Annotated in this window: 24 protein-coding genes; 10 read left to right on the forward strand and 14 right to left on the reverse strand. The window is 46.7% G+C overall.

Features of this window, described 5'->3' with window-relative positions; genetic code table 11:
- Positions 1–60 precede the first annotated feature (60 nt).
- The 3 genes from pabB to EGC76_RS05370 are packed head-to-tail and all read left to right on the forward strand — an operon-like array spanning position 61 to position 3,388.
- Positions 61–1,410, forward strand: a complete 1,350-nt coding sequence (gene pabB / locus EGC76_RS05360; protein WP_246013908.1) for an aminodeoxychorismate synthase component I — start codon at positions 61–63, stop codon at positions 1,408–1,410.
- The gene (locus EGC76_RS05365) at positions 1,400–1,996 is read left to right on the forward strand and encodes a CoA pyrophosphatase (protein WP_128351979.1); all 597 of its coding nucleotides are present in this window, start codon (positions 1,400–1,402) and stop codon (positions 1,994–1,996) included. Before pabB ends, EGC76_RS05365 begins: the two co-directional genes overlap by 11 nt.
- A gap of 18 nt (positions 1,997–2,014) precedes the next feature.
- Positions 2,015–3,388: an L-serine ammonia-lyase gene (locus EGC76_RS05370; protein ID WP_128351980.1), complete on the forward strand. Its 1,374-nt coding sequence runs from the start codon at positions 2,015–2,017 to the stop codon at positions 3,386–3,388.
- A 23-nt stretch (positions 3,389–3,411) separates the two neighbouring features.
- On the opposite strand, the gene cysB is transcribed toward EGC76_RS05370, so the two are convergent.
- A complete protein-coding gene (gene cysB, locus EGC76_RS05375) occupies positions 3,412–4,386 on the reverse strand; it encodes an HTH-type transcriptional regulator CysB (protein WP_128351981.1) in 975 nt (324 codons plus the stop codon).
- Between the two features lie 80 nt (positions 4,387–4,466).
- Here cysB and EGC76_RS05380 point away from each other — a divergent pair, with 80 nt between their 5' ends.
- A complete protein-coding gene (locus EGC76_RS05380; protein ID WP_128351982.1) occupies positions 4,467–4,805 on the forward strand; it encodes a translation initiation factor in 339 nt (112 codons plus the stop codon).
- Here EGC76_RS05380 and EGC76_RS05385 read toward each other — a convergent pair.
- The 4 genes from EGC76_RS05385 to EGC76_RS05400 form a co-directional block, all read right to left on the reverse strand.
- Positions 4,802–6,457 carry an ATP-binding SpoIIE family protein phosphatase gene (locus tag EGC76_RS05385; protein WP_128351983.1) on the reverse strand — a complete coding sequence of 552 codons (1,656 nt, stop codon included), beginning with the start codon at positions 6,455–6,457 and terminating at the stop codon, positions 4,802–4,804. The genes EGC76_RS05380 and EGC76_RS05385 overlap by 4 nt on opposite strands.
- Before the next feature lie 5 nt (positions 6,458–6,462).
- Positions 6,463–6,768, reverse strand: a complete 306-nt coding sequence (locus EGC76_RS05390) for an STAS domain-containing protein (RefSeq protein ID WP_128351984.1) — start codon at positions 6,766–6,768, stop codon at positions 6,463–6,465.
- A gap of 147 nt (positions 6,769–6,915) precedes the next feature.
- Positions 6,916–8,205 carry an amidohydrolase family protein gene (locus EGC76_RS05395; protein WP_128351985.1) on the reverse strand — a complete coding sequence of 430 codons (1,290 nt, stop codon included), beginning with the start codon at positions 8,203–8,205 and terminating at the stop codon, positions 6,916–6,918.
- A complete protein-coding gene (locus EGC76_RS05400) occupies positions 8,202–11,285 on the reverse strand; it encodes an amidohydrolase family protein (protein ID WP_128351986.1) in 3,084 nt (1,027 codons plus the stop codon). Before EGC76_RS05400 ends, EGC76_RS05395 begins: the two co-directional genes overlap by 4 nt.
- Before the next feature lie 126 nt (positions 11,286–11,411).
- Between EGC76_RS05400 and EGC76_RS05405 the strand changes: the two genes are divergently transcribed.
- Positions 11,412–11,870, forward strand: coding sequence for a c-type cytochrome (locus EGC76_RS05405; protein ID WP_128351987.1), 459 nt, complete (start codon positions 11,412–11,414; stop codon positions 11,868–11,870).
- Here EGC76_RS05405 and EGC76_RS05410 read toward each other — a convergent pair.
- On the reverse strand, positions 11,867–12,499 hold the full coding sequence (locus EGC76_RS05410; protein WP_128351988.1) for a cytochrome b/b6 domain-containing protein: 633 nt from the start codon (positions 12,497–12,499) through the stop codon (positions 11,867–11,869). The genes EGC76_RS05405 and EGC76_RS05410 overlap by 4 nt on opposite strands.
- A 58-nt stretch (positions 12,500–12,557) precedes the next feature.
- Here EGC76_RS05410 and EGC76_RS05415 point away from each other — a divergent pair, with 58 nt between their 5' ends.
- Positions 12,558–12,935: a response regulator gene (locus EGC76_RS05415; protein ID WP_128351989.1), complete on the forward strand. Its 378-nt coding sequence runs from the start codon at positions 12,558–12,560 to the stop codon at positions 12,933–12,935.
- On the opposite strand, the gene tyrA is transcribed toward EGC76_RS05415, so the two are convergent.
- The 6 genes from tyrA to ffh all read right to left on the reverse strand — a co-directional run bounded on the left by tyrA (position 12,900) and on the right by ffh (position 17,573).
- Positions 12,900–14,027 (reverse strand): bifunctional chorismate mutase/prephenate dehydrogenase, encoded by a 1,128-nt coding sequence (tyrA, locus tag EGC76_RS05420; protein ID WP_128351990.1) that lies wholly within the window; start codon positions 14,025–14,027, stop codon positions 12,900–12,902. The two genes, EGC76_RS05415 and tyrA, sit on opposite strands and share 36 nt — an antisense overlap.
- A 100-nt stretch (positions 14,028–14,127) precedes the next feature.
- Positions 14,128–14,487, reverse strand: coding sequence for a 50S ribosomal protein L19 (gene rplS, locus EGC76_RS05425; protein ID WP_128351991.1), 360 nt, complete (start codon positions 14,485–14,487; stop codon positions 14,128–14,130).
- A 20-nt stretch (positions 14,488–14,507) separates the two neighbouring features.
- On the reverse strand, positions 14,508–15,284 hold the full coding sequence (trmD, locus tag EGC76_RS05430) for a tRNA (guanosine(37)-N1)-methyltransferase TrmD (protein ID WP_220445661.1): 777 nt from the start codon (positions 15,282–15,284) through the stop codon (positions 14,508–14,510).
- Positions 15,284–15,814, reverse strand: a complete 531-nt coding sequence (gene rimM / locus EGC76_RS05435; protein ID WP_128351992.1) for a ribosome maturation factor RimM — start codon at positions 15,812–15,814, stop codon at positions 15,284–15,286. The genes trmD and rimM overlap by 1 nt, the downstream gene beginning before the upstream one ends.
- A 29-nt stretch (positions 15,815–15,843) precedes the next feature.
- On the reverse strand, positions 15,844–16,092 hold the full coding sequence (rpsP, locus tag EGC76_RS05440; RefSeq protein WP_128351993.1) for a 30S ribosomal protein S16: 249 nt from the start codon (positions 16,090–16,092) through the stop codon (positions 15,844–15,846).
- 107 nt (positions 16,093–16,199) lie between these two features.
- On the reverse strand, positions 16,200–17,573 hold the full coding sequence (ffh, locus tag EGC76_RS05445; protein WP_128351994.1) for a signal recognition particle protein: 1,374 nt from the start codon (positions 17,571–17,573) through the stop codon (positions 16,200–16,202).
- 153 nt (positions 17,574–17,726) lie between these two features.
- Here ffh and EGC76_RS05450 point away from each other — a divergent pair, with 153 nt between their 5' ends.
- Positions 17,727–18,518, forward strand: coding sequence for a cytochrome C assembly family protein (locus tag EGC76_RS05450; protein WP_128351995.1), 792 nt, complete (start codon positions 17,727–17,729; stop codon positions 18,516–18,518).
- 87 nt (positions 18,519–18,605) lie between these two features.
- A complete protein-coding gene (locus tag EGC76_RS05455; RefSeq protein ID WP_128351996.1) occupies positions 18,606–19,874 on the forward strand; it encodes an HlyC/CorC family transporter in 1,269 nt (422 codons plus the stop codon).
- Between the two features lie 32 nt (positions 19,875–19,906).
- Here EGC76_RS05455 and EGC76_RS05460 read toward each other — a convergent pair whose 3' ends face one another.
- Both EGC76_RS05460 and gshA read right to left on the reverse strand, forming a co-directional pair.
- Positions 19,907–20,518, reverse strand: a complete 612-nt coding sequence (locus EGC76_RS05460) for a transglycosylase SLT domain-containing protein (RefSeq protein ID WP_128351997.1) — start codon at positions 20,516–20,518, stop codon at positions 19,907–19,909.
- Positions 20,519–20,521: 3 nt separating this feature from the next.
- Entirely contained in the window at positions 20,522–22,114 is a 1,593-nt protein-coding gene (gshA, locus tag EGC76_RS05465; RefSeq protein ID WP_128351998.1) for a glutamate--cysteine ligase, read from the reverse strand.
- Between the two features lie 167 nt (positions 22,115–22,281).
- Between gshA and EGC76_RS05470 the strand changes: the two genes are divergently transcribed.
- Together EGC76_RS05470 and EGC76_RS11895 are read left to right on the forward strand one after the other, a co-directional pair.
- A complete protein-coding gene (locus tag EGC76_RS05470) occupies positions 22,282–24,381 on the forward strand; it encodes a response regulator (protein WP_128351999.1) in 2,100 nt (699 codons plus the stop codon).
- Entirely contained in the window at positions 24,381–24,554 is a 174-nt protein-coding gene (locus EGC76_RS11895; protein ID WP_164876800.1) for a hypothetical protein, read from the forward strand. The genes EGC76_RS05470 and EGC76_RS11895 overlap by 1 nt, the downstream gene beginning before the upstream one ends.
- The last annotated feature ends 7 nt before the right edge of the window (positions 24,555–24,561 follow it).

Genomic DNA, 24,561 nt, shown 5'->3' on the forward strand with positions numbered 1-24,561 from the left:
CACGCCTTAAAAAGGTACTTTATGATATGCTGAGACGCAGATACACAGGGGAGATTTATTGTGCCTTTAGTTGCGGTTAAGTTACCTATTTCAGCACCCTTAGCTGAGCTTTTTGAGCGTTGTGCTAATGAACCGTGGGCGTTGCTGCTTGATAGTTGCAATAGCGCAGCGGCCCAGTGGGATTTTGTTTTCCGCCAACCTCTGTTTACGGTAACTCGTGCTGAAAACTGGCCCCAACAGCTCGAACAAGCGATGGCGTCAGTGCCTGATTATAAAGGCCCTGAACATTTGCCATTCCAGGGGGGCATTGCGGGAGCATGGAGCTACGATGCCGGGCGGGCGCTGGAAAAGTTGCCCGATATTGCAGCAGACGATATTCAACTGCCGGAAATTGCCGTCGGTGTATACACCCAAGCATTAATGCAGAATCGGCACACCGGTGAAACTTGGTTGCTCGCGCCTGAGCAGGAGCTGGCGGCCCTGCAGGACTTTTGGCAACAACCCGTTGCGCAACGCACCAAATTACCAAACTTTAAATTATTAACCCCGTGGCAAAGTAATATGACCGCGGTTGATTACGCCGATAAGTTCAGTCGCGTTCAAAGCTATTTATTGGCGGGGGATTGCTACCAAGTAAACTTGGCACAACGGTTTAGCGCACTGTTTGAAGGGAGTACCTGGCAAGCCTATCAGCGTTTAAGAGAAAATAATAACGCACCGTTTTCAGCCTATTTCAAGCTCAAGCAAGGTGCCCTCCTGTCTTTATCACCTGAACGTTTTTTGGCGATTGATGCATCGGGCAAGGTAGAAACCAAGCCGATTAAAGGCACACGTCCTCGCGCAGACGATGCGCAAGAGGATGCCGCCCTAGCCAGTGCATTGCACAACTCGAGCAAGGACCGTGCTGAAAATGTCATGATCGTTGACTTATTACGCAATGACCTAAGTCGACTTTGCCAGCCGGGTTCGGTTCACGTACCTAAACTATTTGCAATTGAATCATACCCAGCAGTACATCACTTAGTCAGTACCGTAGTGGGTCAACTCAACTCGGCACAGCAAGGCATAGCACTGCTTGCTGAGTGCTTCCCAGGTGGGTCAATTACTGGCGCGCCAAAAATTAGGGCGATGGAAATTATCGACGAGCTGGAGCCGCATCGTCGTAGCTATTATTGCGGCAGTTTTGGTTATTTTTCCAAGCATGGTAATGCCGACACTAATATTGCAATTCGAACGCTTGTTGCCAGCCAAGATGATAGCCACCATGGCACTATTCATTGTTGGGCTGGTGGCGGTTTAGTGGCTGATTCTGAATGCGCCGCAGAGCTGCAAGAAACGCGCGATAAAGTGGCACGTATATTACCTGTTTTGGCAGATCCCGAATTCGGTGGGCCTAAGCATGACGCGTGATGAATTTTTACATCGGTTTCAGTTGCATCCAGCGCCATTGGTTAAGCGCCCGCTTATGAAACGTTTGCGTCCTGCTGCGGTGCTCATTGCACTGCTAGAACGCGACAAGGAGTTGCATGTAGTACTTACGCAGCGTAGCGCTCAGTTGCGGCATCATGCCGGCCAAATTAGCTTTCCCGGTGGTCGGCAAGAGCCCCATGACCGCGATTTGTATGACACTGCGGTGCGCGAGGCCCAAGAAGAAATCGGCTTGAATCCGAACGACATTCAATTAGTCGGACAACTGCAAGATTACCCAGTTATAAGTAATTTTTTAATTCGCCCTTATGTGGTTCTGATCAACCCGCGTGCTCCTTTTGTGCGCGAACAGCGTGAAGTGGCTGAAATATTCACCGTGCCGTTACGCGAAGTTCTGCACCAACACAAACATTATGTTTACCGACTGCGGCGCTTTGTTTACGATCAGGTATACTTTATCCCATATCAGCAGCGAAATATTTGGGGTGCCACAGCAGGAATTTTGCGTGAACTGGCTGATCACGTGTATCCTGAAAGGCAATTACTCTATCGCCCTTTAAATGACTAATGGAAACGAAAAAATTTTATGATCAGTGTTTTTGATATATATAAAGTTGGAATTGGTCCTTCAAGTTCGCATACCGTGGGCCCAATGCGCGCCGCTTATGAATTCCTGCAAGCGGCAGATAAAGCTGTGGGTTTAAGCAAAGCAGACGGTATTGCTATTGAATTATTTGGCTCGCTTGGTCAAACCGGTAAAGGGCATGGTACTGGCAAAGCCGTCATTTTAGGCTTGGCTGGCGAATTACCTGAAACCGTTGACACGACAACTGTCGATGACTTCTTAAAAAGCACTTATGAAAGCCAAAAGCTGAACCTGCTAGGTCAGCACGAAGTAAATTTCCCGCGCGAAGGGGCCATTGTTTTCCATCGGCGTAAAACCATGCCACGCCATGCAAATGCCATGGAATTAAGACTCTACCAAGGCGATGAGGTTATTTATAAAGACCTCTATTATTCAATTGGTGGTGGATTCATTGTTCGCGATGCTGACTTTGAAGAAACGCTCGAAGAAGTTATTGAGCAGTCAAGTAAGCCAATCCCCTACCCGTTTGATAGTTGTGATGAGTTACTCAAGCATTGCAACGAACACGGCATGCGGGTCAGCTCGCTCATGTTGGCAAATGAGAAAGTTTTCCGAAGTGAAGCGGATATTCGCAAAGGCCTTATGCACATCTGGAAAACCATGGATGACTGCATTGATTGCGGTATTCGTACCGAAGGCATTTTACCCGGCGGTCTAAAAGTTCGCCGCCGCGCACCGGGGCTCTATCAACGGCTTAAAAATGAGCGGACTTCTGACCCAATGCAAGCAATGGACTGGGTTGATTTATTTGCACTCGCCGTAAACGAAGAGAATGCCGCGGGTGGCCGCGTGGTTACCGCACCAACCAACGGTGCTGCTGGTATCATTCCTGCAGTCATGAAGTATGCCGATAAGTTTATCGCGCCACTTGATGAAGAAACCATTGTTCGCTTTTTACTTACTTCTGCGGCGATTGCCATTTTGTACAAGAAAAATGCTTCTATTTCAGGCGCTGAGGTTGGTTGCCAAGGTGAAGTGGGCGTTGCTTGCTCAATGGCTGCCGGTGCGCTAGCCGAACTAATGGGCGGCAATGTAAGTTCAGTTGAGAACGCCGCTGAGATAGGTATGGAGCATAATTTAGGCTTAACCTGCGACCCTGTTGGCGGCCTCGTTCAAGTTCCATGTATTGAACGCAACGCCATGGGTTCGATTAAAGCCATTAACGCCGCGCGCTTAGCATTACGCGGTAGCGGTGATCATAAGGTATCGCTCGATAAGGTTATCAAAACCATGTGGGATACCGGTAACGATATGAAAACCAAGTACAAAGAAACCGCTCGTGGCGGTCTCGCGGTGAACATTATCGAATGCTAGAGGTTGTTCCAACTGCCCACCTTTTATAGGGTGGGCAGTTCAATGCCCTTAAATAATTGATCTATTTCTTCTTGTGACTTCTTCGCTATCGCGTCATCAACACGAGATCGTGTCAGGTGCGGTGCAAACCCTTCAAGAAAATCATACATATAACTTCTTAAAAAGGTGCCTTTGCGAAAACCTATTTTAGTGGTGCTTGGCGCAAACAGATGCTCGGCAGGGATAGTTTTCAAGTCAGCATCATAGTTCGCGTCAATCGCCATACTCGCCACAACCCCAACACCCAATCCCATACGTACATAGGTTTTTATCACATCAGCATCGGTTGCTGTGAATACCACATTAGGTTTAATACCCGCTTCATTGAAAGCACGGTCCAACTCTGAACGGCCCGTAAACCCGTGTACATAGGTAACTATCGGGTATTGCCCTAAATCAGTAATACTGACGTTATCAAGTTTCCCCAATGGATGATCTGGTGGAGAAATAATAGAGCGATTCCAGTGATAGCAAGGCAACATAATCAAATCTTGATACAAGTGCAGCGCTTCCGTTGCAATTGCGAAGTCAGCTTTACCTTTTGCTGCTGCTTCACTGATTTGTTCCGGTGAGCCTTGGTGCATATGCAATGTAACACTTGGGTAGCGCTGCATAAAATCTTTGATCATGGTTGGTAATGCGTAACGTGCTTGCGTGTGTGTTGTCGCAATATTTAATTTACCTTGATCAGGCTGCGTATACTCACCCGCAACTGAACGGATTGCTTCAACTTGCGAGAGGATTTGGCGCGCAATGCCAATAACTTCCTGACCCGCCAATGTGACCTTGGTAAGGTGTTTGCCGCTACGCTCGAAGATTTGCACACCCAGTTCGTCTTCCAGCATGCGCACCTGTTTACTAATTCCCGGTTGGGACGTATATAAACTATCAGCGGTCGCCGAAACATTGAGATTATGATTTAATACTTCGACAATATAACGCAGCTGTTGCAACTTCATTGAATTATCCAACATTGATTACTTATGCCAAAAATATATAACACCTACCCTATTTATTCCAAGTTGAATTTGAGGTAATTGTGAGCAGCCTACAAGATCAATTGAAAAATCTGGGATTTAACGTACCCGAAAAGCATGACGACGAGACCAGCGAACAACCAGACAACTCGGTCGATACGTCGCAACCTGTTCGTATCCAGCGGCAAACCAAAGGGCGCAAGGGGAAAGGAGTTACAGTAATTTTTGACTTGCCTGATAACCCTGACTTACTCGCTGAATATGCTTCTGCACTCAGAAAAACTTGTGGTGTCGGGGGGGCGGTAAAAGACGGAACCATTGAATTGCAAGGTGACCAACGCGAAAAAGCAAAGCAATGGCTAGAACAACGTGGTTTCAAGGCTAAATTCGCTGGTGGTTAAAACGAATACTTAAATGAAACCGTTCGCGTAGTTTGATCCCAGTGTAAATCAGTTGTCATTTGGCGCAGTAATTCGAGTCCGCGACCATAGCTTTGGGTTAAATCGTGGTTGTCGTCCAAGAGCGCGACACCGGTTCCGCTATCCGATACTTGAACCGATAACTGCTTGAGCTTGGTATCAAAGGTAACGTGTATTCGAATTTCGCCTTCAGTGAGCTCGAGCAGACGTTCTTGGCGTAACTGATAATATTCAGCAAACCCATCGGGATCGTGCTTTAGCGTTGAGTCTAAGCCCAATAAACCATGCTCCAGGGCATTGTTAAATGCTTCTGCTAAAAATAAATAAATCGTAGTTCGATGACGCCGTAAATATGGCAACTGACTTAGTGCTGAAAGAATATGGCCCACGGGGTCAATTGTGCTCAAGTGCTCAGGCTTCAACAGCACGTCAAAACTGAAGGGGAGTCCGAATTGATCCGGCTCCGGCGTAGCTTCACCAAGTCCGGTAGGTAAGCACGTTAGAATCGCCAACGAGAGGTCATCATGCAGCGGCGTTTCGCCCCTAAAGTGCTCGAGCTCTTCAACCAATCTTGAAAAATCGGCGGTGCGGGGATACTTACTCAGCAGTACTTCTAATGCATCCGAGCCTAAAAATTTCTGTTGATGGCCCAATAATTCGGTAACACCGTCTGTGAATAGCGCAATTGAACTGTTCGGTGGCGCGCGAAATGTTCCCACACGGCTATCAAATTCATCGTCATCAATAACTCCCAGCGCCATGTGCGCCGGTGGCAGGCGCTTTAAAATAATTCCTTGTTGATCAAACAACAATGCCGGTGGCATGCCGCCATTCCAATAAGTAACGCGTTCACCATTCGCTGAAAGTTCTAGCAAGAATGCGGCGCAAAACATGTCGTTTGGCAACAAACGATTCATCCGAAAGTTAAATTCAGTAACCATTTCTGCAACTGAAACACCACGGTCGGCCATGGCAAAAAATGCCTGAGAAAGCGGCAAAGCGCCAGTTGCTGGCGCTAAGCCATGCCCAGTAAAGTCTGCCATAAGCATATAAATATTACCCAGCGGCCCCGGTGATATGAGGCAGAGGTCACCATTGAACTTTGATACTGGGGTTAAATAGGTATGTACGTGTTTGAAGTCGAGATAATTGCGACTCAAAGCATTCTGGAAAATATGCTCGACCAATTGATGTTCACGTTCTACCCGGGCTTTATGCCACGCTAGAGAATGTCTCATGGCATCAAGCTGCGCATGCGTATCTTGCAGGCGCTGGAGAATATTAATACGTGCGTTTAATAGTTCCGCAGGAGCTGGCCACAATAATACATCCGTCATCTGACCAGCATACTTAGCAAGTAAACTCGCTGTGTTACTAACCAGCAATGCTACGGGGTAGCTGCGACGCAACAACGCCCCGACTGTCGAGCTAAGTTCAGCTTCACCATCGATAAGCAGCAGAACGGGGTGTTGCGGCAGCTCGGCTAACCCTAAAAAGGTTTCCGGTGTGTACCAAGACACCTCAAATTCACCATGCTGGTCAAGTTTGTTTGCTACTGTTTGCGCAAATACCGAACCGTCGCCAACAACGCATAGAGATGCTGTTGACGATGACAGTTCAACGAACGTATCCATATTATTTATTCAATCACAAATAGCTTATCAAAACGGGAAATGTCTAAAATACTTCTTACTTCAGGCCGACAGTTGATAATGTGAATTCCTTTAACCGACTTACCCAATGATTTGCGCATATTTAACAACATACCGAGTGCAGAACTATCTAAGTACTCAGTTTCACGCAGATCAATAAAAACCGTTGGTTGTTGATCGCCTACGTTACCGTATGCCTGTCGAAACTCCTGTACTAGCCCAAAATCAAATTTCCCTTTTATAGCGATGATGAGCTCTTTGCCGTCGTTGGCAAACTGGCGGTGTAGTGGCATAGTAAATTCCCTCGTTGATTCGTTACCCTCAAATACTGCCAATTGCTGAGCATTAACACAATAGTTACTTTTGCGACTTTTGCGAAAACACAAAAAAAAGCCAGACTATTTGTCTGGCTTTCAATAAAGACTGATTATATCGGTACTTTATTCAGGTTTTTGACGATACTTCTGATACAGCTGGTTATGACGATTGTTAAGGTCAACTTCAGCGCCATCAATGAACATCATCTGCACGTCTTGCCCTAATTGGTCCATTACATCGCCTTGCGAAACAAATAGCGACGCATTTTTACCAACATCAAGCGAGCCAATTTTATCCGCTACACCCATAACTTCAGCAGGCTTAATCGTAATAGCCGCCAATGCTTGATCTTTATCAAGACCAAAAGCCACAGCATTACCCGCTGCAAAAGCTAGGTTTCGGATGTCCCACCAGCCCGTTGAATAAGCGATTGAGAAATCAACGCCTGCAGCAGCTAGTGCAGCTGGTGTTGAATACGCTTGATCATACGCTTCATCATGGCGGGTTGGTAAACCATAGGGTTCGCCATAAACAACAGTAACGTCATTAGCTGCAAGTTTATCTGCAATACGCCACGCATCACGCGCGCCGACAAGCACAAGGTCGAAGCCCCACTCGCTTGCAAACTCCATGGCAGCATCCATTTGACGTTTATCGTTCGCATGAACAAATAGCTTACTTGAACCATCAAATAAACCGGTCATGGCTTCCCAACGTACATCAGTACCATTTAGCTTGTTCGCTTGTTTCGCATCGAAATAAGCCTTGGCATCTGTAAAAGCTGCTTTAAGTTTGCTTAGATTCTCAGCGTTTTCTTTACGTTGCTCTTCTGGTGAGCGTCGTTCCCACCATGAAGTGTTCAAACCAACGCGTGGCCAGTTGACATGCACACCAACATTAAGCGCTTCGGCAGCATCCTCGTAGGTCCAACCGTCGGTTTGCAGCAAACTTGAACGGCCCGCAATTAAATTATTTTGCGGCACAACTTCGGCATGGGTAATCCCATTATACCGAATGGTTGGGATAACTTCAGAGTCTGGGTTATAGGCCGTATGCCCACTTACCTCTGGCGTGATTTGTCCCACTTCGCTGGTGTCGTTTGTTGCACGCACAGCACCAAGCTCAATCAAGCCAAGCGTTGTATCAAGAGCGACTAAGCCCGGATACACCTGTTTGCCACTTACGTCGATAACACGAGCGTTCTCGGGTACCAACAAGTTGGCGCCAATGGCAGTGATTTTACCGTTTTCAAATAACAAATCGGTATCTTGCATCACACCGTTTGTTACTGTGTGCAAGGTACCGCCCTGCAGCAGTATCGGCTGTTCTTGTGCCTTGCCTGGTACCATGTCGTTCGCAACGACTGCTGCACTTAGGCTGGCAGCAACAACGGCTGTTAGTAACTTTTTCATAGCTGCTCTCCTTCATGTGCGTGAGCATGAACAGTAAATTGATCGCTCCAAACGTCATGGTTGTCTTCACAATGCCAGGTTGGTTGCGGCTTCTTATAACCTTCACCGTTACCATTACGAGCGCTCTCTGGGCTGCTCAGGAGCTTCTGAATTAACTGTTGCTTCTCAGTTTCCAATTGCCCACGTAGCTGCATGTCGCGCTCACGATCAAAGTATTTACGCGCATTGATCCAGGTTTGCTCAACCGACGAATAGGCACTCAGAGGGTGTCCATTCCAGATTACGAAGTCAGCATGTTTGCCCTCTTTGATGCTACCAACGTACTCATCAACTTTCAGTTGCTTAGCTGGATTCAAAGTGATCATCTTCAACGCTTCGTGCTCTGACATACCACAGTAGGTAACAGACTTCGCAGCTTCGGTATTTAAGCGACGTTGTAAGTCATTACTGTCCGAGTTAATACTGGTCAGTACACCTTTTTCAGCCATTAAGCAGGCGTTCTGTGGAATCGCATCGTAAACCTCGAATTTAAATGCCCACCAATCAGCAAACGTTGATGCACCAGCACCATGTTTTGCCATTTCAGAAGCAACTTTGTAGCCTTCTAAAATGTGCGTAAAGGTGGTTAGTGTGAAATTAAACTCTTCAGCTAAACGAATTAACATGAGGATTTCAGATTGCACATACGAATGTGCATGCACAAAACGCTGACGCTCAATAATTTCCAACAACGTCGTTAATCGATAGTCAGGGCGTGGCGCAGCTGTTTTAGCTTTCTCACTACGACTGAGCTTGTTGTAAGCGTCCATCCGCTGTTTGTATTCACGTGCTGCGGTAAAACCATCGCGCATTACGGCTTCAACACCCATACGGGTTTGCGGGTAGCGTACCGTAAACGTTGTGCCCCAATTACTTTGTTTTACGTTTTCACCCAAGGCAAATTTAATGCTTGGCGGTGCCGCATCAAATTTCATGGTGTTCGCATCACCACCCCAACGCAGTTTAATTACTTGCGCCTGGCCACCAACAGGGTTAGCCGAGCCATGTAACAACTGTGCCATGGTTGTACCACCAGCGAGTGAACGGTATACGTGAATGTCATCTGGGTTCACCACATCACCAATACGTACCTCAGAGGTAATCGCTTCCGAACCTTCGTTCACGCCGCCTTCAATAGCGATGTGAGAATGCTCATCAATGATACCTGGTGTTACGTGCTTACCGGTTCCATCAATTACTGTATAACCTGATGGCGTGCGCAAGTCTTGACCCACTTTATAGAACTCGCCGTTGCGAATCAGCACGTCAGCATTTTCAAGCACGCCAGCTTCGTCTGCGGTCCAAACTGTTGCATTTTTAATATGCACATTTTCGCGCTCAGGCAAGCCATCAAGGCCATAGGCCACGTTCGGGAAAGTTAACCGGCTTACATACTCTTCTTTAGCTTTTGCGTCCTCGGAGGTCTCACTCGCAGCTTCGGTACGCTGAGCTGTCAGTGGCAGCTCGCGACCGTCTGGTGCAATTGCAACCCCGGTGTAACCGTCTGCTGACGCTTGCTCAATACGCATCCGCCAAGCCCCATCCAGGCCAGCAAAACCAGCGTCAACCACAAAGTCTAACGTTGCTTCGCTGCGGTTCGCATCACGGATTTTCGTACCGTTAAATTCACCCGATACTTTTTTACCGTCTTTCAGCACAAGTTCAGCTTGTTGATTGGCGACCGTAACCTGAAGCGTGCCACCAAAATCAGCTTGATGCATTGGCTCTAGCTCAACTTGCTTACCCTGTAGCCATACTGATTTGATGGTGCCATTGGTAAACAAATCGCCTTTGGCGATAACGAAGTCTGCCATATAACCAGGTACTAACTTGCCGGCTTTATCGGCAACACCTGCAATGCTTGCTGGCACCGTTGTTAAGGCAGCAAGTGCTTTATCTTCGTTCAACCCGTGTTGCACTGCACGACGCAGGTTGGGCCAAAAGTCATCAGCCTTTTTCAACTGATGTAAGGTGAATGAAAAATCGATGTCAGCTTGCGCGAGTGCTGCAGCATTTCCTGGCGCTCGCTCCCAGTGACGTAAATCAGCAAGACTAACGTCAAGATGATCATCCACGCCATTTACTTCTGGAGCTGCTGGAAAATCTAACGGGAGGATAATTGACGACTTGGTGTTTTTAATTGCATCTAAACGCGCATATTCATAGCCCGAACCTAAAAAGGTAACTGGCACATTGAAATTAGACAGCACGTCGCTTGCCCGCAACAAAGAACGATCATCAGTTACTTTGAACACTAAACCCGTTTGCTCAATGTCACCAAGTTCGGCCAGTGCAGCATTGTATTCTACTGGGCCGTTATACGTATCTTTGCCGTAGGCTTGCTCGTACCAATTCGCATCGGATAAAGTTTGGCGAATCAGTGCAATTGAGCCCATCAGTGACGACGGATATTGTTGCAGAGACGAGCCTTTATCAAATGAACCAAAGTGGCGCGCAGTTGGATTATAAACCGCATTATTTGCGATTGTGTCTGCCAGCGACACAGTTACAGCCTGCCCTTGGAAGATACCGTCTAAACGAGCGCTTTGTACGGCTGTAAAGCCCTGTTCAATGTAATCTTTAGCCGACTTCTGATCAGTTGCAAACTTATCCACCCAGTTTACTTGTGAATGAATAGCGTCGTTAGCTGCGTTACCACCTTCGCGTTTATTATTATATTGCGGCGTGGTGCTGCGATACGGCGCACGCTCAGGCTTTTCTACAGCCGGCACCCCGTAGTTGCTATATGCATCAATAAAACCCGGATAAATTGTGTGACCACTTGCATCAATAACACGCGCGCCTTCTGGGGCACGATTATTGCTTGATACAGAGATTACTTTACCGTTATTAATAACCAACGTTGCATTTTCCAGCTTTTTACCTGGCTCTGTCACGATGGTGGCATTTTGCAATGCTATAAATGTTGATGAATTATCATGTAATCCGCGCACTGGCGTCGTTTGCGAGGCTGCTGCTACCAATGGTAGTGCAGCGCAAACGGCTAGTGCCAGCTTACTGAGATGCTTCGTCCCGTTCATCTGGTTCCCCTTTTATGATTTTTACGGTTATCATGGTCACATTACTGGGGAACGATGACACTGCGCAATCCATTTAGGGATGAAAGGCGTATTGCAGTCGTTAAACAACACAATAAGGGGAACAACATGAAGTTAGCAATCAACTTAGTCGCAGTTGTTATATTAGCTGTCTCAGCAAATGCAACAGCTCAGCACGCATTCAATGATGCAGACAAAGCTGTCGAGTACCGTCAAAAAGCCTTATCGATTATGCAAAATAACTTTGCGCTTATGGATGACATGGTTAAAGGTGATATTGCTTTTGATAACGTCATTTTTAGTCAACGTGCCAATGACTTTGCTGCACTTGCCAGCATTCCTTGGATTGGTTTCAGTCAAGAAGGCGCAATGCCAGGCAATAATACCGATGCCTTACCAGCTATTTGGGATAGCTGGGACGACTTTGTAGAACGTGCCGACCAGCTTCAGAAGGATGCGCGAGCGTTACAACAAGCAGCCGCCAGCGGTGATGAAAGTGCTATTCGTGGCGCCTTTTTAACCGCAGCTAAGAACTGCAAAGGCTGCCACGACCAATACAAAGACTAATTAATCCACGTATAAAACGCGGCAGCTAGAATGGCTGCCGCGGCTATCGCAATAATACCCGGAACAAGTTTGGGCGCTTTCACACCAGCACGTTTGCCATGAAACATCGCCGCCGTTAAATTAACACCGCGCAGCCGATACAGTGCGATAGCAATGACATGCAGCGCGATAAATATCACCAGTACGTTAAAACTAATTTCGTGAATCTCACTGAATACCTCGCTGGCGTCAGCCCCCACAACACCGGCTAACGGGCCTGAATAGAAAATATCGTCACTTGAAAATAACCCCGTACCAAATTGCACCGCAAGCAAGCTTAGTATAATAACTACCGCCCACCCCCCAGCTGCGTTGTGCGTATTTGATGGCTTATAGTCGCCCGCCTTCAATTCTTGCAGATGGTGTGAAACAGCTTTTGGGCCCTTTATGAAACGGGAAAACCGCGCTGATTCACTACCGAAAAAACCCCACACGATACGCGTTACAACCAAAGCACCAAGCACACCAGCCAGTTGTAAATGTCTATCCATGTAGCCTTCTTCGGCGGTGAACCACATCAACACAACTAGAATAACCATCAGCCAGTGACTTAGACGAACAAAACTATCCCAAATTTTTACCCGTTGCATTCTGTTGCTTCCTTCTGTTCAAATGGGTGCCTATGTAAGCCCAGTATAGGATATTAAAATGAGCTCTACTCCGAACAAAGTATTAATAGTCGATGACGATTTTATTTCACTCGAAGTACTCAAAGCTATGGTTAGACAGTACCCTGTTGAGATAATCACCGCACAAACGGGCCACGAAGCGATAACCGCTGCAATCGAACACAGGCCAACACTCATTCTGCTTGATCATGAATTACCCGATATTGACGGTATCGATGTATATTGCAAAATCGTAGAAAAATTAGGCAGCGAAACCCCGAATACCGCAATGGTAACTGGCCATCAACATGATGATTTTGCTGAGCGTTGTAGTGCTGCAGGAATAAACACCCAGCTGCACAAACCCGTTAAACCGCAAGAATTAGCTGATTTGTTGCGCATCGCCAGCGGTGTCTAATAACCGTTGGCTCTCACTTAAGAAGCGTTGTGCAAATTCACCGAAGTACTCGCGCACATCTGCAAAACGCTGCACGAAGTCAGATTTCCCGCGTTGCTCAAGCTCTTCAAGTAAAGTATCAAAAAGTTGAACGTAGCGGCGTAGCATTTGAAAGTTGTGTGGGTCTGATAAAATAATATCTGCATACAAGTTTGCATCTTGTGCAAACAGACGCCCTACCATCATTAACTCCAACCGATATATTGGCGAGCTAAGGTCCAGTAACTGTTGAACATCAACACGCTCTTGCGCTAGATGGGCACCATAAACAAACGTAGACAGATGGCGCAGAACTTGTACGAACGACATGGCTTTATCGTGTTCTTGCGCATCGATTTGTTTAACCTGAGCCCCCCAGCGTTGAATGCTTTGCAGCAGCCATTGATAACTGTCTTCATCACGGCCATGGCAGGCCACCATGAGCTGTTTGGCTAAGGTAGCTTGCTGAGGGCCAAACATGGGGTGCAGACCAACTACAGGCCCACTATGCTTGGCCAGCATTGCTTCCAGTGGCTGCTGCTTAATACTGGTAACATCCGCCAAGACACAACTCGGTGGTAACGTGGGTAATTGGCTGATGACATCCACTGTTACCGCCACCGGTACCGATACTAGAACAAGATCTGCTTGTGAACAGTAGGCTTCGGCTAACGCCCAATCGCCGGTGTCGATGACATTTACCGTTGCACCGGCTGATTCAAATAACCGCACAAACAAACGACCCAAGGCACCAGCACCACCAACAACGACGACATTTTTATCTTGCAGGTGAACGTCAGCGGCTTGTTGCTGCTGATAAGACTCCCGAATAACGCGGCGTAAAACGTCTTCAATAAGTGCAGGCGAAAGCCCCATGCCTGCCGCTTGCTGACGCCGCTGCTCCAGCATCATAGCTTCACGTTCTGGAACATAAAGTGGCTGCCCTAAATCCCGTTTTACTACCCCAACTTGGGCGGCGAGTTCACGTCGTTGCAATAACAAACGAACCAACTCGCTGTCAGTTTCATCGATGCGATGACGCAGCATTTCGAGTTCTTTTTCGGGATCAGACATAGCAGCAGCTCCAACAGCGAGATATTCGATTCATATAGCGCATTTGTACCATAAAAAAACCCGCCAGCGGCGGGTTTTTTCGTAATAAGCTTGATGCTTATTAAGATAGCTTTTCGCGGATACGTGCAGATTTACCTGAACGCTCACGAAGGTAGTAAAGCTTAGCACGACGAACCGCACCTTTACGCTTCACAACAATACTATCAATAATTGGGCTATGTACTTGGAAAGTACGTTCAACGCCTTCACCGTTCGAGATTTTACGAACAGTTAACGCACTGTGTAGACCACGATTACGTTTTGCGATAACCACGCCTTCAAATGCCTGAACACGCTCACGGTTACCTTCAACAACCTTAACATTGATGACCACTGTATCACCCGGCGCGTACGCTGGAAGGTCAGTTTTTAATTGTTCATCTTCGATCGCTTTGATCAAATTTTGACTTACTTTTGCCATGTTAGCCTCACTTGCCTAGATTAACTACCCGAACCTGTATCAGAAGCATCTTGATGTTGCTGAATAAAATCATCCAGTAACTGCTTCTGCTCGTCAGTCAGAGCTAGGTGTTTCAATAATTCAGGGCGGCGCAACCAAGTTCTCCCGAGGGACTGTTGCAAGCGCCACTTGCGTATTTTTTCATGGTTACCACTGAGTAATACAGCAGGAACCGACTCACCATCTAAGATTTCTGGTCGTGTATAGTGCGGACAATCTAGCAAACCATCAGCAAATGAGTCTTCGCTAGCCGAGTCTTGATGTCCAAGCACACCTGGAATCAATCTTGCCACCGTGTCTATCATCACCATGGCCGGCAACTCGCCGCCACTTAACACGTAATCCCCAATCGACCATTCTTCATCAACATGTCGCGCAATTACACGCTCATCGATGCCTTCATAGCGACCGGCGATTAAAATGAGCTTGTCATACTGAGCCAACTCTTGAGCGCCCGCATGATCAAGCTTGCGACCTTGAGGTGACATATAAATCACCTTGGTATCAGCACCGAGTTGTTGTTTAGCTGCTGCAATCGCATCAGTGAGCGGTTGCACCATCATCAACATCCCTGGACCTCCGCCATAAGGGCGGTCGTCAACAGTGCGATGACGGTCGTGGGTAAAATCGCGCGGATTTATCAGCTGAATATCCAGCAATCCATCTCGCACGGCCCGGCCGGTCACACCATTGTCGGTTATAGCCTGAAACATTTCAGGAAAAAGGCTTATCACCCCAACCTGCAATTTATCAGCCATTAAAAGTCCGACGGCCAATCCACAACAATGCTTTTGTTTTCCATGTCGACTTTCTGAATGTATTGACTCTGAATAAACGGAATCAATCGCTCAGAGCGACCAAATGCATCGTTGCTGTTCGCTTTCACCACCATCACATCGTTCGATGCAGTGGCCATTAACTGATCAACGACTCCCATGTTATAACCGTCAGTATTAACGACAGTCATACCAATCAAATCGCGCCAGTAAAACTCATCCTTTGGCAATTCAGGTAGTAGCGCCGCACTAATCACAATTTCCGCACCTGTTAATAAGTGTGCTTGTTCGCGATCTTGTACGCCTGCTAACTTCGCAATCAGTCCTTTATTGTGTCGACGCCATTCTTCGACTTGAACTGGTTGCTCCTTGCCTTGTAAAACAAGTTGCCAAGGGGTGTAATCAAAAATGGCTTCCTGATCATCAGTGAAGCTTTGAACTTTTATCCAGCCTTTTACGCCATATACTGCGCCAAGTTGACCCACAACGACGGTTTCAGCAGGATTATTCATAGCCACCTAACTTCAGAAATATAATTCTATTAAGCCGCGCTACGCGCGTCTTTTACCAGCTTCGATACACGATCAGACAATGCTGCACCGTTTGATACCCAATGATCAACACGAGCTAAGTCGATACGGATCTTTTCTTCCTGGCCGCGAGCGACTGGGTTGAAGAAGCCTACATTTTCAATAAAACGACCGTCGCGGGCATTGCGACTGTCAGTAACTACCATCTGGTAGAATGGGCGTTTTTTAGCGCCACCACGTTGTAAACGAATGGTTACCATTACGTTCCTCGATACAGTTTCAAATGTTAAGTAAATAAAAAAGTCTCCGACCGGGGTCGAAGAGGTCGTGGAATTTACCCGAAAATTAGTCCGAATGCAAGTTTTTACTAGCGTTTCGGGAACATTCCTGGTGGCATTTTACCACCCATTCCGCCAAGGCCGCGCATCATCTTAGCCATACCGCCGCCTTTCATTTTCTTCATCATTTTTTGCATCTGCATAAATTGCTTCAGCATTTTATTCACGTCTTGTACCTGAGTACCTGAGCCTGCAGCAATACGACGTTTTCGCGAACCTTTGATTAAATCGGGATGTTCGCGTTCTTTGCGAGTCATTGAGTTGATGATAGCTTCCATGCGAACCGTAAGCTTGTCATCGAGTTGGCCCTTCATTTGTGCAGACATTTGTCCCATGCCGGGCAGTTTATCCATTAAGCCCATCATGCCGCCCATATCACGCATTTGAGCCAGCTGATCACGAAAGTCCTCAAGTGAGAACTTCCCGTCTTTCATGACCTTTTTTGCTACTTTTTCGGCTTTCGCTTTATCAACTTTAGATTCGAGTTCATCGATAAGCGACATCACATCGCCCATACCTAAAATCCGCGAAGCAACACGATCAGGGTGGAACGGCTCTAGCGCTGTATTCTTTTCGCCAATACCAAGAAACTTAATTGGTTGGCCAGTAATATGACGTATCGACAACGCTGCACCACCGCGCGCATCACCATCTGTCTTGGTTAAGATAACGCCTGTAAGCGGCAACGCTTCGCTGAAAGCTTTTGCAGTGTTGGCGGCGTCTTGCCCGGTCATCGCATCAACCACAAACAATGTTTCTACTGGGTTGATTGCTTCGTGCAGCGCTTGAATCTCGGCCATCATAGCTTCATCAATTGCTGTGCGACCGGCGGTATCGACTAAGACTACATCAAGGAATTTTTTCCGGGCGTGAGCTATTGCGGCTTGTGCAATAGCAACAGGTTTTTGGTCTGTGTTTGATGGGAAAAATTCAACTTCAACTTCGTTCGCTAACGTCTCCAATTGCTTAATAGCAGCCGGACGGTACACGTCGGCACTGACCACCAACACTTTCTTTTTCTGTTTTTCACGCAGGTAGCGGGCTAATTTACCGACGCTGGTCGTTTTACCAGCACCTTGCAAACCTGCCATCAGTATCACTGCGGGCGGTTGTGCGGCAAGGTTGAGCGGCACATTGCCCTCGCCCATTGCGTGCTCAAGCTCTTTTTGCACAATCTTTAAGAACACTTGACCTGGGGTCAGGCTCTTGTTGACTTCTTCACCAAGGGCTTGCTCTTTTACCCGGCTTACAAATTCACGCACTACCGGCAAGGCAACATCGGCCTCGAGCAGCGCCATGCGCACTTCTCTTAAGGTATCTTTGATGTTGTCTTCGGTTAAACGTCCGCGACCGGTAATACTTTTCAACGATTGCGACAATCGTTCGCTTAAATTCTCAAACATGCGAATCTGCCCACTTTCTTATTGCCATTTTGTCGATATGGCGGCGATTATATCTTAAATCAAGCAAAGTTTCCTGATCCTATTGGGTTTAGGCGTGACTATGCATATACTTGCTACATTGTTCACCCATTGCGCAGCAGACTGATAATTGCCATGACCCTATTGCTACCCATCAATCTCGTGTTGTACGTACTGAGCGCCGTATTACTTTGGCGTAGTCTCGCACGAACAACCTCTGCATCTTGGCTACTGCTAATCGTACCACTGGCAGCAATTGTGACCCATGCGATAGTGTTATGGGATTACCTCAACGCAGACCATTTTGATCATTTAAACATCACCACCAGCTTAAGTACGGTCGCGCTCCTGTTAGCCGCATTCACATTAATGCGAAGCCGCCGCGCCGGTGGTTTGCTGTTAAGCCCAATCATTTATGTGTTCGCGGCAGTGAGCGTCTTGCTGATGGTGCTCAGCCCGGCCAACTGGGGCGCGCAACTGAGTGAAGCCCATGGTTTAGTCGTCCATATTATCTTGTCGTTGATTGCCTACGCAGTGTTGAGCTTAGCAACTTTGTACGCAATCCAGCTCTTGTATTTAAACTATTTATTAAAGCACCACCGCACGCACGCGTTCACCGGTTATTTACCACCCTTGATGACTGTGGAGCGTTACTTTTTCCGTTTATTAAGTACCGGAACTGCGTTGCTATTGATCGCAATTATTAGTGGATTCGTTTTCCTTAATGACATGTTTGCACAGGGGCAATCACACAAAACAATTTTGAGTCTTATTGCATTCACGCTTTACGTAATTGTGCTATACATGCACGGCGTAAAACGAGCGCGCGGACGAGCTCTGGTAATAACGAGCGTTATCGCTAGCATTATTCTGTCATTAGCGTATTTTGGCAGTCGTTTTGTGAAAGATATTCTACTTTCTCTGTAGTTCGTCACGCATTTGCATGCGAAGAACTTGACTTGTAGCGCCAGCTGGCTAAATTAGGCGTTCAGTTTTAAATTATAGGACTTTTTTTTGGACGAGATATCCACCTCGACCCTACTGATCATACTTGGGGTATTATTGTTTCTTTCCGCGTATTTCTCTGGCTCGGAAACCGGCATGATGTCGGTCAATCGTTACCGCTTACGTCACCTCGCGCAGCAAGGTAATGCTGGAGCCAACCGCGTACTCTATCTTCTCGACCGTCCTGATCGTTTAATTGGTCTTATTCTCATCGGTAATAATTTAGTTAATATCGCTGCTTCGGCAATCGCGACAATCATTTGCTTACGCTGGTTCGGCGATGCCGGCATCGTTATCGCAACATTTGGTTTAACCTTGGTTGTGCTAATCTTTGCTGAAGTAACACCTAAAACAATTGCGGCATTGCACCCAGAACGCATTGCGTTTCCTAGCTCATTTGTTTTAAAGCCAATGCTGACTGTGCTCTACCCTCTCGTCGCAACAGTTAACTTTATAACGAATAGCTTCATGCGTTTACTTGGTATTAATCCGAAAGGCTCCTCTGGCCAGGATGCACTGAGCTCAGAAGAGCTGAGAACGGTGGTCAATGAAGCAAACTCAATGATTCCTTCAAGTCACCAAGACATGCTGATTAGTATCTTGGATCTTGAGAAGGTTACAGTTGAAGACGTGATGATTCCGCGCGCTGATATATCTGGTATTGATGTGCAGGACGACGTGAAATCAATTGTTAAACAACTCAGCCAGGCCCAATACACCAGAATATTGCTCTACCGGAATGAAATTGACGACGCGGTTGGCTTTTTACACGCACGTGACATCATGCAAATCATGACAAAAAACAATAATGATTTGGATAAATCTGAAATTGTCCGCGCCGCTCGGGATATTTATTACATCCCGGAAGGCACACCGCTAAACGTGCAATTATTGAAGTTTCAGCGCAATAAAGAACGTATTGGTTTAGTCGTGGATGAATACGGCGATATTCAAGGGTTAGTCACTTTAGAAGACATTTTAGAAGAGATTGTGGGTGATTTCACCACCAGTATTGCGCCAGCACCAAGCGAATCAACCCAAGTTCAAATTGATGGTTCGGTACATGTCGAAGGTGTTGCGAATATTCGTGACTTAAATAAAGAAATGAACTGGGACTTACCAACCGATGGCCCCAAAACGGTCAGCGGTTTAATCATCGAACAACTAGGCGATATTCCGCAGCGGCCGTTATGTTTACGAATTAATGGCTATGCAATTGAAGTTATTGAAAGCAGTGACAACTTAGTCAAACTGGTGCGAGTGCTACCCGATAGGTAGCGCTTCGCAGGCTCATCTTAACAGCGGTTAGGCTAACCAAAGAATAAACGCCACAACCAGCCACGCTCTAAATCATCTTCACAGGTGCGCAACTGGGCACCATAACGACTGGCACGTTGTTTAACCCGCTCTGCTGTATTCATTAACCACCGTTTGCTGCGATAGGTTTGACGCTGATAGCCGCCCCATCCTTCATGATAATTGAGATATTGCGCATAAGCGTCCCATTTAGAAACACCGTTTATTTTGTGACTTTTTGAGATAAACCATCCCATAAAATCAAGCGCGTCATCAAAGTCGTCACGTGATGACCATGAGTTCCCTGTTTCACGAACGTAGTCATCCCATGTTGGCGTCTTGGCTTGCGAATAACCATAGGCACTACTCACCCGCCCCCATGGGATAATCCACAATAAATAGTCCCGTGGTGGCACGGCATCGTGCTTAAATGAACTCTCTTGATACATCATGGCCATGGGAACTTGAATTGGTACGCCCCACTTATCGCGCATGGCTGCAGCGGCATCGTACCAATCACGTTTTTCCATGAAAATACCACAGAGGTTTTCCGGCTCTTTCGGTGGTGCTGATGCGCAGCCGACTAAACTAAGAGTTGCCGCAATAATCGTAAACTTGAACTTCATTTTTTAACAATCCGGCGATTGGCAAGCCGCTCGTCGGAAATACTCCTCTAAAAAATCATCAAAGCTTGTGTGTTCGTCTGCCACCTCAAGCTCGTGTTGCGCAACCAATGAAGCTTCACGCAAACGGTCAAATTCAGCCTCGGTAAAATACTTTAAAGGCTGATCGAGTTGCTTTTTATAGTCCCGAGCAAGCTGCATACCAAACTCGCTGTTGTCTATATTGTGCTCAATCAAGTACGCCATGACGCGCCCTGATAACGTCAGTTCTGGATTAAGTACACACCGATATTGTTCGTTAATCGCGGTGACATAATCTTGCTGACCATGTGCAGTGTCCATCACTTTGGCAATTTGCTGCAAATCAGCAAATATTTCTTCTAACCAATCCGATATGGGCCTTTCATAGCCATTGTCTTGTAACGTTAAACGTGGGTTACGCCCATCCATGACAACTCGATTAAAATTGGTGTCAGTTATCACCTGCTCATCCCAACTGAGCTTAGCGCTTGGTTTAAGTGCGCAATAAACCAACAGCACATCAAGCAGCTGCATCTGCTCAGCAGTAATACCTACAGGGCTAAATGGATTCACATCTAACGCCCTGACTTCAATATATTCAACTCCGCTGCGTTCAAGTGACTGCGTAGGCGTTTCACCTGAACGGGCTACCCGCTTCGGTCGGATAGTTGAATAGAATTCATTTTCAATTTGTAGAATATTGGTGTTCAGTTGGCGATACTCACCATCAACTTTAACACCAATTTTGCTAAACCGTGTAGATGGGGTTGTGATCGCTCTACGTAGGCCGGTCACGTACTCGTCCAGCGTGTTATACGTTATCTTAAGGTCCGCCTGCTCTTTATTCGTGTAGCCTAAATCACTCATTCGCAACGAAGTTCCATAAGGCCGGTACACGGTGCCTTTACCCAGTTCGGCAAAGGTCATATTGCCTTCGGTATGCTTAAGAAACGACTTACAAATGGCGGGCGAAGCACCAAATAGGTACGGAATAAGCCAGCTCACCCGTTTATAGTTTCGAATTAAGTGAAAATACCGCTCCGAAATAAAGTCTTGGTCGAGTTCAACTTGTTCGCGTTCAGCTAGCAATTGCCAGAAAGTATCTGGCAATGAAAAGTTGTAATGCACCCCAGCAATGATTTGCATACTGCCGCCATAGCGATAGGTAAGCCCTTGCCGATACAAAGTTTTCATTCTACCGGTATGGGATTTGCCATACTGCGCAATCACAATATCTTCTGCCGCGCCGACAAAGCACGGCATACTTAATGGCCATAGTAACTCGTCACCTAACTCGCGATAGGTTACTTTATGGATGTCCATCAGCTGTTGCACGGTGACTTTGATATCACTGGCTACGGGCGTGATGAATTCCATTAAAGTTTCGGCATAGTCGGTCGTAATTAACGGATGCTTAAGCGCCGAGCCTAACTTTTCTGGATGCGAAGTGGGTGCAAGCTTTCCCGCTTCTGTAATACGCAAGGTTTCGCGTTCAACCCCGCGGTGAATGTCACGTAGAATATGAACGTGCTCGGAATTGGCGAGTACTGCCAACACATCGGCAAATTGTGACTGCAAAATGGGATCCTGCCTTATATCGTCGAGCCATTAGTTATCGCGAAATATTACTGGTTTATAACCTTTTAGTCCATGTTAGTCGATCAGTGTTTAGCATTGGCTAAACACTACTTGCATGGCATGATAGACAATTAAATGACTATCTTATATTGGTCTTGAGGCAATCCATGCAACTGCGAAAAGGCTTGGCAGAACTATTCTATAAAATATATCGTCGGTTGAACCCAGACGATATCGCCACGGCTAAGTCCATGACTATGGCCGCTCGCGAAAAAGAAATTAAAGCTGCAGCTGCCGCAAATCAAACAAAAAGTGAATTTCTCGCCAATGTAAGTCACGAAATTCGTACGCCAATCAATGCTATTTTAGGGATGACGCAACTCACCCTAAAAACCAACCTCGACGAACAACAACGCAGCTACTTAAAATCTATTGAGAGCTCATCGCGAATCTTACTGGGAATTGTCAACGACATGCTCGATTTTGCCAAGATAGAAGCTGGCAAGCTCAGTATAGAGGCGATTCCGTTTGACCTTGAAGAGGTTTTGGCCAACCTTGCTGACATGTTTGCCTATCGTGCATACGATAAAAACCTAGAATTTATTATTAACTTACCAACCAACATTCCAACACGATTAATTGGTGATCCTCTGCGGCTTAATCAGGTGTTGGTAAACCTGGTCAGCAACGCCATCAAATTTACTGAAGATGGTGAAATTGTTGTTTCGGTTACATTATTGGATGTCGATGACGGTGATGTGTTTCTGCGTCTTTCAGTAACGGATACGGGTATCGGTATGGACGAAGCGCAACGGGCTCGTTTATTTGATGCTTTCACTCAGGCTGACACCTCCACCACCCGGAAATTCGGCGGCACCGGCTTAGGTCTCGCCATCAGTCAACGCATTGTGAAAATTATGAATAAGCATGGCTTAGGCGTAACCAGCAGTGTTGGACAGGGCTCAACTTTCTTTCTCGAACTGCGGTTACCGATTCAACAGAATCAGGACTTGTCGAACCGCGACGCACTGATCAAACGCTTACAAAACAAACGAGTTTTGGCCATTGAAGATAACTTAACTACGCGCGAAATGCTGACTGAATTGTTACGCAGCTACAATGTCGATATACAAACCTGCCGCACTGCCGAGGAAGGCCTGAAACAGCTTGATCAGCAACCTTTTGATGCCGCCATTGTAGACTGGCAACTACCTGGCATCAGCGGATTGGAGTTCTGTCAGGAAGTACTTTCGAAACATGACACAAGTTCGCCGAAATTAATACTCGCAACCAATTATCACGCTAAAGACATGATTGAGCAGGCTCAGTCGATTGGGGTGGCTGACTATATTGTTAAGCCATATACCAGCTCGGCGTTGGTACGCGTGCTATGCTCAGCGCTGTCCATCAGTACTGATAGACAAGCAATGCCAAGTAATAACCGCTTAAAAGAGATTTGCAGTGCACCAGTGTTATTGGTTGAAGATAATGACATCAATCAAATCATTGCACGAGAAATGCTACAACATGCAGGCATGCAAGTTGATGTGGCTCGAAATGGCGAAGAAGCGCTCGCCATGGTGTTGGCAAAAAATTATGCCTTAGTGTTAATGGATATTCAGATGCCAGTCATGGATGGACTTACTGCAGCCGAAAAGATACGCGGGCATTATTCCTACCAGCAATTACCCATAATTGCGATGACAGCAAACAGCAGTAGTGACGATATCGAGCGTTCGCACAGTGCAGGTATGCAAGACCATATTAGTAAACCTATTGATGAACAGGTGCTCATTCAAGCGCTCGAGAAGTGGTGTGTTCGTGGCGATTATCAACGTGAGCAAACTTCCACGGTATCCGTGCACGACAAACCAGCCGTGGTTCGAAATTATCCCAATCATAGTGACATTGATTTCGATAATGCGCTGGACCGTCTTGGGCACAACGTGGCGCTATATCAAAGCTTAATAGAACGCTTGTATAGTGATTATCACCAAGCACCGCAGCAAATCGTAGAGTTTCTTTCAAAAGGTCAGCACGACCAAGCAAAGCGTTTCTTCCACTCATTGAAGGGTGCAGCGGCAAATTTGGGATTAATCAAGTTATCAAATATCGCTGCACAACTCGAAAGAAGCATGGCTAGCGGCGCAGTGGATGAAGTCGCAGACCATATTACGCGACTTGACCCAATGCTGGAGCAGGCTCGGCAAGCTGTCGCCGATCTTGTTCTCTGGCAACAACGCCAACACACCACAGGGAAGCAATAATGACGAGATTTCTATTTTTAATTCCGCTGATATTAAGCGTTGTCTGGTTTGTATATCTTCGGCTAAACGGCTGGAGTATGCGCCAAGGATTGAAGGGGTTCATCTACATTGCTGTATTTAGTGTATTTATTGCTGTTGCTTACACCGTGCTGCTTTGGCTAACCGGACGTTAAGCCCGAT

Source organism: Pseudidiomarina gelatinasegens, from assembly GCF_004025325.1.
GTDB lineage: Bacteria > Pseudomonadota > Gammaproteobacteria > Enterobacterales > Alteromonadaceae > Pseudidiomarina > Pseudidiomarina gelatinasegens.